The following is a 15,125-nucleotide window of genomic DNA, read 5'->3' as shown; positions in this document are numbered from 1 at the left end:
TTCACCACCGCGTGAGTATGGTGTCACGAGCGAGTGTGGCCTATTGCCTCTCTCTTGCTGGTCACAGCAGGCCTCGCTATCGGCAGAAGCATGAATACCATGAACAGACAGCCCCTTTCCGCCCAGTCCCGGACTCCAGGTCAATCTCAGGCTGCAGGTCCATTTGCGCTGTATGAAGAGCGTGTCGCCAGCGGCGCCCTGCGGCGCGATCCGGATCAGGAACGAGTCGCCAGACGCCTCGACCGCCTGTGGGTCGAACTGGAAGCGTACCGCCCTGCTCCTGTCAGACCTCAGGAAGAGCGGAAAGGCCTGTTCTCGAAACTCGTCAGCAAACTGCCGGAACTGCTGAACCGGACAGACGAACGCGTCGATGACGGTATTCCACGCGGGGTGTACATCGTTGGTCGCGTTGGTCGCGGCAAGACGATGCTGATGGATCTGTTCTTTTCCTGTGTTACGATCGAGAAGAAGCAGCGGATCCACTTCCTGACCTTCATGCAGGAAGTGCATCAGCGGCTCCGGGCGCTCAAGGAAGCCAATCCGGGGATGAGCGATCCGATCCCGCCGCTGGCCCAGACCATCGCTCAGGATGCGACTCTGCTCTGTTTCGATGAGTTCCAGATCAATGACATCGCCGACGCCATGATTCTGGGGCGTCTGTTTGAGGCACTGTTTGCGGCAAAGGTCATCATCGTCGCCACCTCGAATACCGTGCCCGGCGATCTGTTCCAGAATCGTCCCGGCGCAGACGCCTTCAAGCCGTTTATCGCCATTATCCAGCGTCATCTGGACACCGAAGTGCTGGATTCGGAAACCGATTACCGCCGTGGACGCGATCAGGACGATACGACATGGATCGTCCCGGCTGACGAGACGGCCAGACGGCGTCTCGACAAGATTGTAGCCCGTTATGGTGAAGGCCATCCGGTGGAAAAGGTGACGCTGGAATTCAGCGGACGGACTCTGCCGGTCGACCACGCACAAGGTCCGGTTGCCCGTTTCGATTTCACTTCTCTGTGTAGCAGACCGCTGGGACCAAATGATTATTTGGCAATCGCCAAGAAATTTCCCGTTATTGTGATGGACGACATTCCATCGCTTGGACCCGACGATGCGAACGTCGCCAGACGCTTCATCACATTGATCGATGCCTTGTATGACAACGGCAATTTGCTGTTCGTCTCCGCCGACGACTCCCCGGATAACCTGTTCCCGTCAGGGGAGGGCGCGGATGCATTCGCCCGCACGGCGTCCCGCCTTATGGAGATGAGCAGCGAGAGCTGGCTGGCCCGTGCTCACGGTCCGGGGGGAGTCCTCTCCAGACCGTGACAGCCCGACGGCTTGTCGTGTCTTTTTCAGCGGTCTAGCAAATTCCGCAGTAACCCGGCCGGACCGGGTATGGCCGGGTCATCCGGTCGCGGAATGGAGACACTCAGGCCATGGATATGTTTGCAGAGACGCACTCGTCCCGTCTGAAGTCGCTTTCCTGCGGTCAGGTGACCAGTTCTTCAGCTTTGGACGTAACAGTCATGTCGAAACGGCCTATCGACCGGTTTGGGGAGGTGACACACAGTCCCACCTCCGCGAGCTTGAGAAGAAACACAGGAGCGTTCTGAAAATGGCGGGCAGCGATCTTCTTACGACGGCACTGAGCGGAAGCAATATTGCTTACGTGGCCGATCTGTACGCACGATGGGCCGAAGACCCGAAGAGCGTCGACCCGTCCTTCGCCGACCTGTTCGGCTCAATGGACGATGAAACGGCTTCCATCCTTCAGGACGCCTCCGGGGCCTCCTGGGCGCCGCGCAAATCCATCATCACGGGTGACGAGCCCGCTCCGGCTCCTGCTGGCGGCAAGGGTGCCGGTCTGGCTGCGACAGACAGCCTCGCCATTGCACAGCTGATCCGGGCATTCCGTGAGTTTGGTCATCTGGAAGCGCAGACCGATCCGCTGGGTCTGAAAGTTCCGGCCCCAACCGTCGAGCTTGACCCTGCGACCTACGGCTTTGGCCCAAAGGATCTCGATCGTCCGGTCTATATTGGCAAGCTGCTGTCTCCGATCCTGCCGGGCCGCGAGACGGCCAGCGTCAAGGAAGTCGTGGCGGCCCTGCGTCAGGTCTATTGCGGCGCGATCGGTGCGGAATACATGTATGCACGCTCCGAAGAACAGCGCGAGTGGTTCCGTTCCCGTCTGGAAGGCGACAACTGGCCCAGCAGCGTCACGGTCGATGAGCAGAAGTCGATCCTCAAGAACCTGACGGAAGCCGAAGGGTTCGAGTCCTTCTGCCAGAAGCGGTATGTCGGCGCGAAGCGCTTCGGTCTCGAAGGTGGTGAAGTCTCCATCCCGGCGCTGCATGCCGTGATCGATCAGGTCGCGCAGCAGGGCGTGAAATCAGTCGCCATCGGTATGGCGCATCGCGGTCGTCTGAACACGTTGGTGAACGTCGTCCGCAAGCCCTACGTCGCGATCTTCAACGAGTTCGGCGGCGGCTCCTTCAAGCCTGACAACGTGGCCGGTTCCGGTGACGTGAAATACCACCTTGGCTCCTCCACGGATGTCGAGATCGGTGGTCATGCCGTTCATATCTCGCTTCAGCCGAACCCCTCGCATCTTGAAGCTGTTGATCCTGTGGTCTGCGGCAAGGTCCGCGCCGCGCAGGATGACGATGGTGACACCGAGAAGCGTCTGTCGCACATGGCGATCCAGATCCACGGTGACGCGGCCTTCGCCGGTCAGGGTGTGGTCTATGAGACGCTGTCCATGTCTCAGCTCGCCGGTTACCGCACGGGTGGTTCAATCCATATGATCGTGAATAACCAGATCGGCTTCACGACCAATCCGGTGAATGGTCATTCCGGCATCTATGGTTCCGACATGGCCAAGGCCATCGAAGCGCCCGTGCTGCACATCAACGGCGATAATGCGGAGGCTGTGGTCTATGCTTCGCGTCTGGCCGCTGATTACCGCCAGAAATTCGCCAGCGACATCATTCTCGACATCGTCTGCTATCGTCGTCACGGCCATAACGAGACCGACGAGCCGGCCTTCACGCAGCCCGTGATGTACAAGGCCATCGCCGGTCATGAGACGCCGCATACTGTTTACGCCAATCATCTGGTGAAAGCAGGCGTGCTGACGGAAGATGAAGTGAAGGCCCAGTGGGATGCGTTCCACGCGAAGCTGGACGAAGACTTCAAGGCCGCGCAGTCCTACAAGGTGAACAAGGCGGACTGGCTGGAAAGCAACTGGGCGGGTCTGCAGGCTCCCCCGAAGGCAGGTGAGGTCACTAAGGTCGAGACCGGTGTGTCGAAAGACGTGCTGACGGAAATCGGCGCCGCCATCACGAAAGTGCCGGAAGGGTTCGATCTCAACAGCAAGATCGCTCGCCAGATGAAGGCCAAGGCGAAAGCCATCGAGACCGGCGAAGGCATCGACTGGGCGACCGGCGAGGCTCTCGGCTTCGGCTCCCTGCTGCTGGAAAAGCATCGCATCCGTCTGTCGGGTGAAGATGTGCAGCGCGGCACGTTCAGTCAGCGTCATGCCGTGGTCATCGACCAGACCAATCAGCAGCCCTACACGATGCTGAACCACATCAAGGAAGGGCAGTCCCAGATCGATATCTGGAACTCGCACCTGTCCGAGTTCGCGGTGCTGGGCTTCGAGTATGGCTACACCATGCACAACCCGAACAACCTCGTGTTGTGGGAAGCGCAGTTCGGTGACTTCGCCAACGGTGCGCAGGTCATCATCGACCAGTTCATCGCCTCGGGCGAGACGAAGTGGCTACGTATGTCCGGCCTCGTGCTGCTGCTGCCGCATGGTTACGAAGGGCAGGGACCGGAGCACTCCTCCGCCCGTCTGGAGCGCTATCTCCAGCTCTGCGCTGAAGACAATATGTTCGTCTGCAACATCACGTCGCCGGCGAACTACTTCCACGCGCTGCGTCGTCAGCTGAAGCTGCCTTACCGCAAGCCGCTGGTGCTGATGGAACCGAAGTCCCTGCTGCGTCATAAGCTGGCTGTGTCCACACTGGCTGAGTTCGAGACAGGCACGAGCTTCCGTCCGGTGATCGGCGAGATCGATCCGCTGGCTGACAACGCCGTCGAGCGCGTCATCATCTGCTCGGGCAAGGTCTATTACGACCTGCTGGAAGCACGCCGCGACCAGAAGCTGGAGAAAGTGGCGATCATCCGTCTTGAGCAACTCTATCCGTTCCCGGAAGCAGAACTTGCCGCCGAGCTGAAGCGCTATCCGAACGCGAAAGAGATCGTGTGGTGTCAGGAAGAAACCCGCAACGGCGGTGGCTGGCACTTCGTTGATCGTCTGATCGAGGGTGCGCTGGGTGTGGCCGGTCACAAGGTTGGTCGTCCGGCCTATGTGGGCCGTGCTGCCGCCGCAAGTCCGGCGACGGGTCTGGCCAAGACGCATGCCGCAGAACAGGCCGCGCTGGTCAAGGACGCACTGGGACTGTCCTGACTGTCTGAAACATCGGGTCGCCATCATGGTGACCCGGTTCCGGTTGTACGCTTTTCCTCGCCTGTCTCGCAGACGTGATGAACAGGTGCCGGGAGCGTGAGTTTCGAAGACCTCCGGTTGGGGGCATAACTGAAGGATCGGTGTTGACGGAGTGAAACCGCAACATGCCGATTCGAAAAGGAAAGTGGGAAGCGAGATGTCAGTCGAGATCAAGGTGCCGACGCTGGGCGAGAGTGTCACGACGGCGACTGTTGCGAAATGGCTGAAGAAGGCCGGAGAGCAGGTGGCGGCTGACGAACCCGTTGCCGAGCTGGAGACTGACAAGGTGACTGTGGAGGTTCCTGCTCCACAGGCCGGTGTTCTGGGTCAGCCTGCCGTCAAGGAAGGCGACGAGGTCGAGGTCGGTGCGCTTCTGACCACACTGGAGCCGGGTGGTTCCGCCAAGCCTGCCCCTGCCCCTGCCAAGGCTCAGGCTCCGAAAGCCGAAGCCCCCAAGGCTGCCGCTGCGAAAGCCGCGCCAGCTCCGGCAACAAAATCTGCTCCTGTGGAACAGGCCGATGCCGCAACGGCATTCCCCGCCGCCCGCAAGATGATGACCGAGCAGGGCGTTTCCGCGCAGCAGATCGGCTCCGGTTCCGGTAAGGACGGTCGTATCACAAAGGGCGATGTGCAGGCCTTCCTGTCGCAGCCGCCAGTAAGCTCTCAGGCTCCGGCGAAGCCTCCGCGTAAGGACGATCCGCGTGAAGAGCGCGTGAAGATGACGCGTCTGCGTCGCACGATCGCCCGGCGTCTGAAGGACGCGCAGAACACGGCGGCGATGCTGACCACGTTCAACGAGATCGACATGACCGCCGCGAAGGAAATGCGCGCCGAGTTTCAGGATCTCTTCGTGAAGAAATACGGTGTGAAGCTCGGCTTCATGTCGATCTTCTCAAAGGCCGCGATTGCCGCTCTCAACGAATTCCCGGCGATCAATGCCGAGATTGACGGCGATGACGTGATCTACCGTCACTTCATCAATCTCGGCATCGCGGTTGGCGGTCCGAACGGACTGGTCGTGCCGGTGATCAAAGACGCGGAGACCCTGTCTCACGCCGAGATCGAGAAGAAGATCGCAGGCTTCGGCAAGGCGGCCCGCGAAGGCACACTGAAGATTGATGATCTGTCCGGTGGCACGTTCTCCATCACGAACGGCGGTATCTACGGCTCCATGCTGTCCACGCCGATCCTGAACGCGCCGCAGTCCGGTATCTTGGGCATGCACAACATCGTTGACCGTCCGGTGGCGGTGAACGGCAAGGTCGAGATCCGTCCGATCATGTATGTGGCGCTGTCCTATGACCACCGTATCGTTGACGGCAAGGAGGCTGTGAGCTTCCTCGTTGCTCTCAAGAAGTATGTTGAAGATCCACGCAGCCTGCTGCTCGGACTCTGACACGCTTCACAGGCTCTTCCGTCCCGTGATGGAAGGGCCTGTTTGTTTCCGGAAGCTGTCTGATGAAGCTTTCATGCCTCTGAACGGAGAGGCGGACACAGACGATGGACGTGAAGCGGCTTTGTGCGCCACGATCAGCGTCGATCGACATTCAATCAGGACGGGATAAAATGGCAATCGAAATCAAGGTTCCGGCGTTGGGCGAGAGTGTGACGTCTGCCACGGTCGGCAAATGGCTCAAGCAGCCGGGTGATGCGGTCGCTGTCGATGAGCCGGTTGTTGAGCTTGAAACCGACAAGGTGAGTGTTGAGGTCCCCGCTCCGGCTGCTGGCGTGCTGGAAACCCATGCCGTCAAAGAAGGCGATGAAGTCGAGGTCGGCGCAGTGCTGGCCATTCTGGCAGAGGGCGCGAAAGCCGCCGCGAAGCCTGCCGCTGCTTCCAAGCCTGCCGAAGCACCAAAGAAGGAAGCTGCCCCGGCTGCTGAAAAGAAGCCGGCTCCTGCAGCGACAGAAGCGCCAGCCGAGACGGATTACGATCTCGTCGTGATCGGCGCTGGTCCGGGCGGTTATATCTGCGCCATCCGTGCCGCCCAGCTTGGTTTCAAGGTGGCCTGCGTCGAAAAGCGCGCCACACTCGGCGGCACCTGCCTGAATGTCGGCTGTATCCCGTCCAAGGCGCTGCTTCAGTCGTCTGAAAACTATCATGCTGCCGAGCATGATTTCGCGACGCACGGTATCGATATCTCCGGTATCAAGCTCAATCTGGCGCAGATGCAGAAGCGCAAGGCCGGTATTGTCGAGGCCAACGTCAAGGGCGTTGAATATCTCTTCAAGAAGAACGGCATCACCTGGCTGAAAGGCGTCGGCAAGGTTGAAGGCACCGGTCGTCTGACGGTTGACGGCAAACCGGTCACCGCAAAGCACATTGTCATTGCGGCAGGCAGCGACAGCGCTGGCCTGAAGGGTGTCGATGTCGATGAGAAGGTGATTGTCACCTCCACCGGCGCTCTCGAACTCTCCGCCGTGCCGAAGAAGATGGTTGTCATCGGCGGTGGCGTGATCGGCCTTGAACTGGGCAGTGTCTGGCATCGTCTTGGCGCGGACGTGACGGTTATCGAGTTCCTCGATCGTCTGGTTCCGGGAACGGACAATGAAATCGAGGCGGCTTTCCGCAAAATCCTGATCAAGCAGGGTCTGACGATGAAGCTGGGTCACAAGGTGACCAAGGCGGAGAAAACCGGCAAAGGCGTGAAACTGACCGTCGAGCCTTCACAGGGCGGCGCTGCTGAAACGCTGGAAGCTGACGTTGTGCTGCTGGCCATCGGTCGTACGGCGGCGAGCAAGAACATGGGCCTTGAAGAGGCCGGTATCGCTCTCGACAACCGTGGTCGTATCGAAGTCGATGAGCATTTCGCCACAAATGTGCCGGGTGTTTACGCCATTGGCGACGTGATCCGTGGTCCGATGCTGGCGCACAAGGCCGAGGAAGAGGGCGTTGCTGTTGCCGAAATCCTTGCTGGTCAGGCGGGTCATGTGAATTACGACGCCATTCCGGGTGTGGTCTATACATGGCCGGAAGTGGCGACGGTCGGCTTCACGGAAGAGCAGCTCAAGGAAAAGGGCGTCGAATACAAGGTCGGCAAGTTCCCGTTCATGGCCAACGGTCGCGCTCGCGCCATTGGCATGACCGACGGGTTTGTGAAGGTGATTGCTGATGCAAAGACCGACCGTGTGCTTGGCACGCATATCATTGGTCCGGGTGCTGGCGAACTGATCGCGGAATGCACGATGGCGATCGAGTTTGGCGCTTCCTCCGAGGATATCGGCCGCGTCTGCCACGCTCATCCGACATTGAGCGAAGCGGTGAAGGAAGCGGCTCTGGGCGTCACTGGCCATTCGCTGAATATCTGATCGTCGCAAGGCTGGTTAAGAAAAACGCCGCTGAGAAATCAGCGGCGTTTTTTGTTGGGGGGCATGGTGGCAGACTGCTGTATCCGACGAGGCCGGTCTGCTTCGCCGATTCATGCAAGAACAAAGCATATATTGTAAAAATTTTGCGCATTTTCATTTTTACTTAAAATTAAAATACATAAATCACTACATTGCCCCATGTTTTTCCAAATGATGAATGACTATCAAGGATAGGCAGTGCAATCGGTGCGCGAAAAGAGGTTTGTTATTTCTTTCGGTAGCATGTAGCTCATCCTATGATAAAACAACACGCATAAGCAGTCCCGCGAGATCACGGACGGGAGGCATTGAGGAGAGAGTGCTGGATGAAGGTTTGGAGAACAACGCTGGCCTTGACGCTTGTGACTTCTGTTGCGTGTTCTTCGCCCGCTCTCTGCCAGTCTCCGGTTGCTCCCGGCACTCCGGCGGACACTGTAGCGCCGCCTGAGCCTCTGCCCGAAAATGATGTGCCGACACCGGTTGTCATCCCGCCTTTGCCTTCGCTGGATGATAGTGAAGCCCGCATTGAAGCGAAAAAACTGATGGTGGCCCTGCACAAGGAAGTGCCCGGTCTGCTGCCGTTGAGCGAGACCCAGAAACTGCACTGGATCAAACTGGCGCAGGAGACGATCGCTCGTTCGGATTTCCGTATTACGCGGGCGCAGGTGGTCGTAGTCGTCGATCGCAATGTGAAAGTGCAGAAGCTGGCGCTTGTTCTGGCGCTCCCCGATACATCGGACTGGCAGGTTCTGGGGAGCGTAAAAGTTTCGACCGGCAATACTGGTCGCAAGTATTACTACATCACGCCGACAGGTGTTTTCCCGAATACAGCCGACCGTCTGGGCTACAGGGCAGAAGGCACGAAGAACGAGAACGGTATTCGCGGTATCGGCGCAAAAGGAATGCGGGTCTGGGACTTTGGTTGGCATAACGCTGTCAAAGGCTGGCTGGCGTCCGGGGAAACCGGCGATATCCGTCTTGAGATGCACGCCACCGATCCCGATTTTCTGGAAAGCCGCCTTGGCCATCCAGCGTCCGAAGGTTGTGTGCGTATTCCCGCGACCTTCAACGTGTTCATGGACCGTCACGGTCTGCTCGATGTCGAGTATGAACAGGCGGCCAGTTATGATGATCGCTTCAAGGCGCTTCTGAGGAAAGACCGGACACCGTCGCCGATCGCGGGAGAAGCATTGGTGGTGGTGGATTCCGGGGTCAAGCCGACTGCGCCGGTGCCTTTGACGACCGCGCAGAAGTCGTAAAATCCGGGAGTTGCTGTCGGAGAAATAAACGGCAGCTTTCGCCCTCTTCTCAGACATACAATCATGATCTTAAGGTAACGAAAGCCAACCCGATTTCGTGATATTAGAGTTATCATATCAAAATCATTGCCATTGAACTGGTATGGAAAGCACTTCTTTGAAAGAGAAAATGCATGCCACCACAATATATGTTAGTTTTGAATCACAAATCCAATCCAATTGTTTTCGATGGTGAATATATTCCATCCTCCCTGACCATTAGATTCCCAATGCTCTAAAAACTGACCTTCTATAGAAAAAACAACAAACCCGTTTTCCTGATGTTGAACAGAAAATTTTGACCATTTTAAATCAAAATCAAAAACTAAAGAAACATTGTCATCAGCATAAATGACAAAACCATATCTATCTGCGGAGGTGTCATATAAGTATTTCAATCCAAGTGCGTTATTGAATTTCGGATTTATTTTCGAGTTAAACTTAGGGTTTATACTTGAATTAAATTTCGGATTAATCTTACTGTTGAATTTCGGATTAATCTTGCTGTTGAATTTCGGATTGATCTTACTGTTAAGCTTTGGATCCTTTTGCCACGAGGAATTATTCCTATTGTTGAGATTATTAATGCTTTCATAGCTATCCAGGATGGCTATATCTGCCAGAAGCGCGAAATCTTCCCCATCTTTTTCAAAAAAATTGATAAAAACTTGTACATTATTTGAATTATAAACAAATATTATCGGTTTTGTGGGGATGGCCATTACGGATGGATTATTGATTATTTGCTCTTTTGTTGAGTTTTCAATTTGTGAAAATGCAATTTTTACTTGCGACAACGCATCCGCCGAGAGAAGATTTAATTTTTCACTGAATTGAGGGGAAACAAGAATCTTCATTTCAATATCTTTTTCACTTGCGCCATAGCATCTTCGAAAGATTGTGTATCACCTTGTGCGATTTTTGATCTAGCAGCTTCAATATGCGCTGGTATAAGCTGACTTCTGGCATAAGCTACACAATAATCTGCTTCCTTAAACTGCAAAACATCTTTTTCATACAGAAAAAGATATCTATTGAAGAAGTATGTTAGAACTAAAAAAAATAATAATAGGTAAAAAGACTTGGTAACATAAAAAGATGTCCAGCTTATTTTATTGTTGACAGTCATTTCTGTTACTAGAAAATTTGAAAAAATACCCACTCCAAGAGAGAGTAATAACGGTACGGCAGTCCTTGCCCCTAGAGACAAATATACACGATGTAAAAAGGCATTAATCACTTAATGATCATCTGTTTTTGAAAAATTTATAAAAAGACCATCTTCGCCAATTAAAAACCTTCAAAATAAATATTTCTATTGAGCCAGATAGTCTTGATTTATATGGTTGCCTGTCATTTACGATAAGTTATTAGCTGAAAAAGGCTACGATATTCGCTTTCGAGGGTCAAGCTTTACAGGGCAGACCTTCCGCTTCCCCCACACAGCGACCACTAACGGGCCACGTGCCGTCGCAGTAAATAGATGTCCATGATCCAGCCGTGGCGGGCACGGGCTTCGGCTCGGACGGCGATAATGCGCGGCCCGATTTGGGCGAGCGGGCCGGACAGCAGAATCTGCTCTGCCATACCGACATAGGCGCCCCAGTAGATGCTGATGTCATCGGCGGGGATATGCTGGAATGAGCAGTCACCATCGAGCATGACCACGACGGTATCCGTGCCCGGCGGCCAGCCATGGTCGCGCAACTGGCGTCCGGTGGTGACCAGAAATGGAGCGCCGATGTCGTTGAGCGGGATGGCGTAGGCGGCCGCCAGCATGTTCAGCGACATAATGCCGGGAATGCTGCGGATCGTCATGGGAGCCGGACTTAGCTGAGCGGCAATCCGCAGGGTGCTGTCATACAGGGCAGGGTCGCCCCAGACGAGGAGCGCGACCGTGCCGCCTTGGGGCAGGTTGGCATGGATTGCTTCGTTCCACGCATGGGCGATTGCCTGGTGCCAGTGCGCGACGCCTCTGCGGTAGTCGGGGTCAGCGACGTCGCGACGGGGCATGTCAAATTCGATGATACGAACAGCAGGGTTGGTCAGCACCTGCGCGCAGATGGTCCGACGCAGTTCGGCAAGATCGGACTTGTCTTCACCCTTGCGCGGTATGAGGATCAGGTCGGCAGCATTGAGTTCGCGCACGGCCTGAAGGGTCAGGTGTTCGGGATTTCCCGTGCCGATACCGACGAGGACCAGATCGATCATGAAACGCTCTCCCACAGATTGGTTGCCAATGCGCCTGATGTGACATGGTCCTGCCAACACCCGAGGTAGGTCATTCAGCCTCGGGTTCCGGGAAACGGGGCGCGGTGCCGACAGGACGGAAACGACGGTCATAATCACCGGCATAGAGCCGACTTTCGCCGAACTCCGCCGCTCCGATCGCAGGACCGACAAGGATCAGCGCCGTGCGTTCCATCTCGCTGGCCAGTGCGGACTCCAGCGTCGCCAGCGTGGCCCGGACGATGCGCTGATCGGGCCAGCTTGCGCGCCACACGATGGCGACAGGGCAATCGGCACCATAATGCGGAATGAGGTCGGTTAGGACGCGGCCCAGCACATGAATGGACAGATGGATCGCCAGCGTCGCGCCTGTGGCAGCGAAGGCGGCAAGATTCTCGCCCGGCGGCATGGCGGTGGCCCGGCCGGAGGTGCGTGTCAGAACGACCGACTGGGCAATGCCCGGCAGGGTAAGCTCCGTACCCAAGGCGGCGGCAGCGGCGGCGAAGGACGGCACGCCGGGCGTGACGTCATAAGGAATGCCCAGTTCGCGCAGGCGGCGCAGTTGCTCCCCCATGGCGGACCATACCGACAGATCGCCGGAATGTAGCCGGGCGACGTCATGGCCGGCTTCGTGCGCCGCTATGATTTCGGCGATGATCGCATCCAGCGACAGTGGCGCAGTATTCACGATGCGCACGCCGGGCGGACAGTGGTTGAGCAGCGCCGCAGGAACCAGCGATCCAGCATAAAGGCAGACAGGGCTGGAGGCGATCAGGTCTCGCCCGCGCATGGTAATGAGATCCGGCGCGCCGGGTCCGGCTCCAATGAAATGAACCGTCATGGAGTGTTCCTTTCTGCGATCGCGGCCATGGCCATCCCGTCGGCAGAAGTCGCGCGAGGAGTGAGCAGGTAAGCGCCCGTTCCGGCAGCGGCCAATGCGGACGCTTCGGCGACACTGCCGGTGCCGTAGCGCGCCATGGCACGATGGGAATGGGTGGGTGTGCTGATATGCGCCAGCGTTTCGGCGTCCAGCGCGTGGATGGGTAGCCTCATTTCCTCCGCCAGCGCCAACAGCGCGGGTGATGCGGCCTTCTGCGCGACCGTGGCCAGAGCGTCGATATCTTTGGCGCCACCCGCCGCTGCCAGAGCATCACGCAGCGATGCGAGGCTGGCGGTCTGCCGGAAGCCGAAGCCTGCGACCCTCATCGTGTCACGCTCCACTGAACGACGGGGCGTGCCGGGCTCCATCCGCGCATTGACCCCAGCGGGGCGGCTGTCGCCAGTTCGATACGCAGCAATTCGCCGCCCTTTTGACCATGCCACAGGGCCAGCAGGGCTTCGGTTTCCAGCGTGACGCCGTTTGCGACGATCCGCGTTCCGGTTGGCAGCACGGTCCATAAATGATCCAGCAGGGCCGCATTGCCACCACCACCGATGAAAACGGCATCCGGGTCGGGCAGGCCTTCCAGTGCGTCCGGGGCTGCACCGTCCACAACACGCAGAAGATGGTCCACGCCCAGAGCTTTTGCATTGGCACGGATATTCCCGGCGCGGTCGGCGCGGCGTTCGATCGCGATCGCCTGTCCACCCGCCAGACACCATTCTACCGAAATCGATCCCGATCCGGCCCCGATATCCCACAGGATTTCACGGGGGCGGGGCGCGAGGGTCGAGAGCGTGATGGCCCGGATCTGGCGCTTGGTGATCTGCCCGTCATGTAGGAAGGTGCTGTCCGGCAGACCCGACGCCCGGTTCAGCCCGGGCGGACCCGACATGGCGATGGCGACGGCTACCGGTGCCGCGACGTCCGTAAGCGCGAAATCTTCCGCAAGGACAGTGCGGATGCGTTCACGTGGTCCCCCCAGAGCCTCCATGACATGGAGCGTGGAAGTTCCGTATCCCCGGCCGATCAACCACTGAGCCAGATCTCCGGCAGTGGGCCCATCGCGCAGCAGACAGATCGCCCGCCCGTTGGCCTGCAACACAGGGCTCAGCCGCTCGAACGGCGCTGCATGCAGCCCCAGACAGGCGACCTGTTCAAGCCGCCAGCCCAGCCGGTTTGCCGCCAGAGAAAAGGTCGATGGCGCGGGGTGGGAAATCCACTCGCCGGGATCGAGGCGGTCGGCAAGGCAGGAGCCTGCGCCGAACCAGAATGGATCGCCTGATGCCAGCACTACCACTTTGCGCCCACGCTCGGCCAATACTGGATCGACCGAGAAGGGCACCGGCCATGCGCGGCCCCGGTCGTCCGCTTCCACCAGCGCAAGATGGCGCGGCCCGCCGAAAATCACCTCGGCACGGGCCAGCTCGACTTGGCATGACGCCGACAAACCTGCCATGCTGTCTTCACCGATGCCGATGATCACAAGCCAGGGTTCAACCATGACGCGTGTCCTTCTGCTGGGCGGCACCACCGAAGCCAGCCAGATGGCGCGCACATTGGCCGAAACAGGCGTCGACGCCATCTTTTCCTATGCCGGACGCACCGCATCGCCCGCCAGCCAGCCCCTGTTGGTCCGGGTCGGTGGGTTCGGCGGAGTGGAGGGGCTGATCGCCTATCTTCGCGAGGCGGCAATCACTCATGTCATTGATGCCACCCATCCTTTTGCCGCCCGGATGAGCCGGAATGCGGTAGAGGCCTGTGCGGCTCTCGGCATTCCGCTGCTGGCGTTCGAACGTGCGCCCTGGACGGCGGCGCAAGGCGACGACTGGCGTGCAGTTGCCGACATCACGGGCGCGGTCGCTGCGCTGCCCGATGAGCCAGCAAAGATCTTTCTGGCCATCGGTCGACAGTCGATCGACGCCTTCGCGGTGCGCCCACAGCATGACTACCTGTTGCGTCTGGTCGATCCGCCCGACGTCGTCCTGCCCTTGCCCAAGGCGACAGTAGTCATCGCAAAGGGACCGTTTACCCTTGAGGGCGATCTCGCCCTGATGCAGGCGCACGGCATCACCCATGTCGTGGCGAAGAACGCCGGTGGCTTGGGCGCGCGTGCGAAGCTGGATGCCGCGCGGGCGCTGGGTGTGCCGGTAATCCTGATCGATCGACCTGCCGTGCCGCCGCGCCCTGTCGCACGTACTGTCAATGAGGTGATGACGTGGCTTGGTCATCCCGCGCGCCTTGGCGTGTAGACATATCGGCCGACCCGTCGCGTTGCTTCATTTCCGACCAGCACCACCGTCCGCATATCGGCCATCTCGGCACGCGCTTCGCCCAGTGTCACCACGCTGATCTGTTCCTCGGGTGTCGTGACAGCACGGGCGAAGATGATCAGCCGGTCAGGTTCACATTCCTCACGCAGTATCTCCAGCGCACGAACCAGTTGATGCGGGCGGCTGGCCGAGCGTGGATTGTAGAAGGCCATGGCGAAACCCGCCTGCGCCGCAAGCCGCAGCCGCCGCTCGACGAGTTCCCACGGCTTGAGATTGTCCGACAGGTTGATCGTGCAGAAATCATGGCCCAGTGGCGCGCCGACGCGAGCGGCGGCGGCCAGCATGGCGGTGATGCCGGGCAGCACCCGGATATCGACATGGGCAAAGCGAGGGGACTGTTCGACCGCTTCGAACACCGCCGAAGCCATGGCGAACACGCCGGGATCACCGGATGAGACGACAACGACCCTGCGCCCGGCCGCCGCCAGTTCAAGCGCGTGGGTGGCCCGTTCCAGTTCCACGCGGTTGTCCGTGGCGTGCAGCGTCAGCCCCTCGCGTACCGGGATGCGCGCCACATAGGGGAT

General features: G+C 58.4%; 13 protein-coding genes. 6 read left to right on the top strand and 7 right to left on the bottom strand.

Annotated features, from left to right (window positions below):
* Window positions 1–99 precede the first annotated feature (99 nt).
* The 5 genes from zapE (at window position 100) to B3759_RS12820 (ending at window position 9,120) form a co-directional block, all read left to right on the top strand.
* The gene (gene zapE / locus B3759_RS12840) at window positions 100–1,329 is read left to right on the top strand and encodes a cell division protein ZapE (protein ID WP_291366342.1); all 1,230 of its coding nucleotides are present in this window, start codon (window positions 100–102) and stop codon (window positions 1,327–1,329) included.
* Between the two features lie 289 nt (window positions 1,330–1,618).
* Window positions 1,619–4,477 carry a 2-oxoglutarate dehydrogenase E1 component gene (locus B3759_RS12835; protein ID WP_291366340.1) on the top strand — a complete coding sequence of 953 codons (2,859 nt, stop codon included), beginning with the start codon at window positions 1,619–1,621 and terminating at the stop codon, window positions 4,475–4,477.
* 196 nt (window positions 4,478–4,673) lie between these two features.
* A complete protein-coding gene (gene odhB, locus B3759_RS12830) occupies window positions 4,674–5,912 on the top strand; it encodes a 2-oxoglutarate dehydrogenase complex dihydrolipoyllysine-residue succinyltransferase (RefSeq protein ID WP_291366338.1) in 1,239 nt (412 codons plus the stop codon).
* 170 nt (window positions 5,913–6,082) lie between these two features.
* A complete protein-coding gene (gene lpdA / locus B3759_RS12825; RefSeq protein ID WP_291366336.1) occupies window positions 6,083–7,822 on the top strand; it encodes a dihydrolipoyl dehydrogenase in 1,740 nt (579 codons plus the stop codon).
* Between the two features lie 365 nt (window positions 7,823–8,187).
* Window positions 8,188–9,120 (top strand): L,D-transpeptidase, encoded by a 933-nt coding sequence (locus B3759_RS12820; protein WP_291366334.1) that lies wholly within the window; start codon window positions 8,188–8,190, stop codon window positions 9,118–9,120.
* Window positions 9,121–9,311: 191 nt separating this feature from the next.
* On the opposite strand, the gene B3759_RS12815 is transcribed toward B3759_RS12820, so the two are convergent.
* From B3759_RS12815 to cbiE, 6 genes are all read right to left on the bottom strand, one after another.
* Complete coding sequence (locus B3759_RS12815; RefSeq protein ID WP_291366332.1) at window positions 9,312–10,016, bottom strand: hypothetical protein; 705 nt, start codon at window positions 10,014–10,016, stop codon at window positions 9,312–9,314.
* Window positions 10,013–10,399 (bottom strand): hypothetical protein, encoded by a 387-nt coding sequence (locus B3759_RS12810; RefSeq protein WP_291366330.1) that lies wholly within the window; start codon window positions 10,397–10,399, stop codon window positions 10,013–10,015. The genes B3759_RS12815 and B3759_RS12810 overlap by 4 nt, the downstream gene beginning before the upstream one ends.
* 212 nt (window positions 10,400–10,611) lie before the next feature.
* Complete coding sequence (cobF, locus tag B3759_RS12805) at window positions 10,612–11,385, bottom strand: precorrin-6A synthase (deacetylating) (protein ID WP_291366328.1); 774 nt, start codon at window positions 11,383–11,385, stop codon at window positions 10,612–10,614.
* Window positions 11,386–11,440: 55 nt separating this feature from the next.
* On the bottom strand, window positions 11,441–12,229 hold the full coding sequence (gene cobM, locus B3759_RS12800) for a precorrin-4 C(11)-methyltransferase (protein WP_291366327.1): 789 nt from the start codon (window positions 12,227–12,229) through the stop codon (window positions 11,441–11,443).
* A complete protein-coding gene (locus B3759_RS12795; protein WP_291366326.1) occupies window positions 12,226–12,594 on the bottom strand; it encodes a cobalamin biosynthesis protein in 369 nt (122 codons plus the stop codon). Before B3759_RS12795 ends, cobM begins: the two co-directional genes overlap by 4 nt.
* Window positions 12,591–13,772 (bottom strand): precorrin-6y C5,15-methyltransferase (decarboxylating) subunit CbiE, encoded by a 1,182-nt coding sequence (gene cbiE / locus B3759_RS12790; RefSeq protein WP_291366324.1) that lies wholly within the window; start codon window positions 13,770–13,772, stop codon window positions 12,591–12,593. The genes B3759_RS12795 and cbiE overlap by 4 nt, the downstream gene beginning before the upstream one ends.
* Here cbiE and B3759_RS12785 point away from each other — a divergent pair.
* A complete protein-coding gene (locus B3759_RS12785; RefSeq protein WP_291366322.1) occupies window positions 13,771–14,520 on the top strand; it encodes a cobalt-precorrin-6A reductase in 750 nt (249 codons plus the stop codon). The two genes, cbiE and B3759_RS12785, sit on opposite strands and share 2 nt — an antisense overlap.
* On the opposite strand, the gene cobJ is transcribed toward B3759_RS12785, so the two are convergent.
* A partial coding sequence (cobJ, locus tag B3759_RS12780; protein WP_291366320.1) for a precorrin-3B C(17)-methyltransferase occupies window positions 14,496–15,125 on the bottom strand: 630 nt, incomplete at its 5' end. The genes B3759_RS12785 and cobJ overlap by 25 nt on opposite strands.

Source organism: Acetobacter sp. UBA5411, from assembly GCF_002409645.1.
Lineage (GTDB): Bacteria > Pseudomonadota > Alphaproteobacteria > Acetobacterales > Acetobacteraceae > Acetobacter.
Note: the sequence above shows the minus strand (reverse complement) of the source record. Positions and strands in the feature narration are given on the sequence as shown.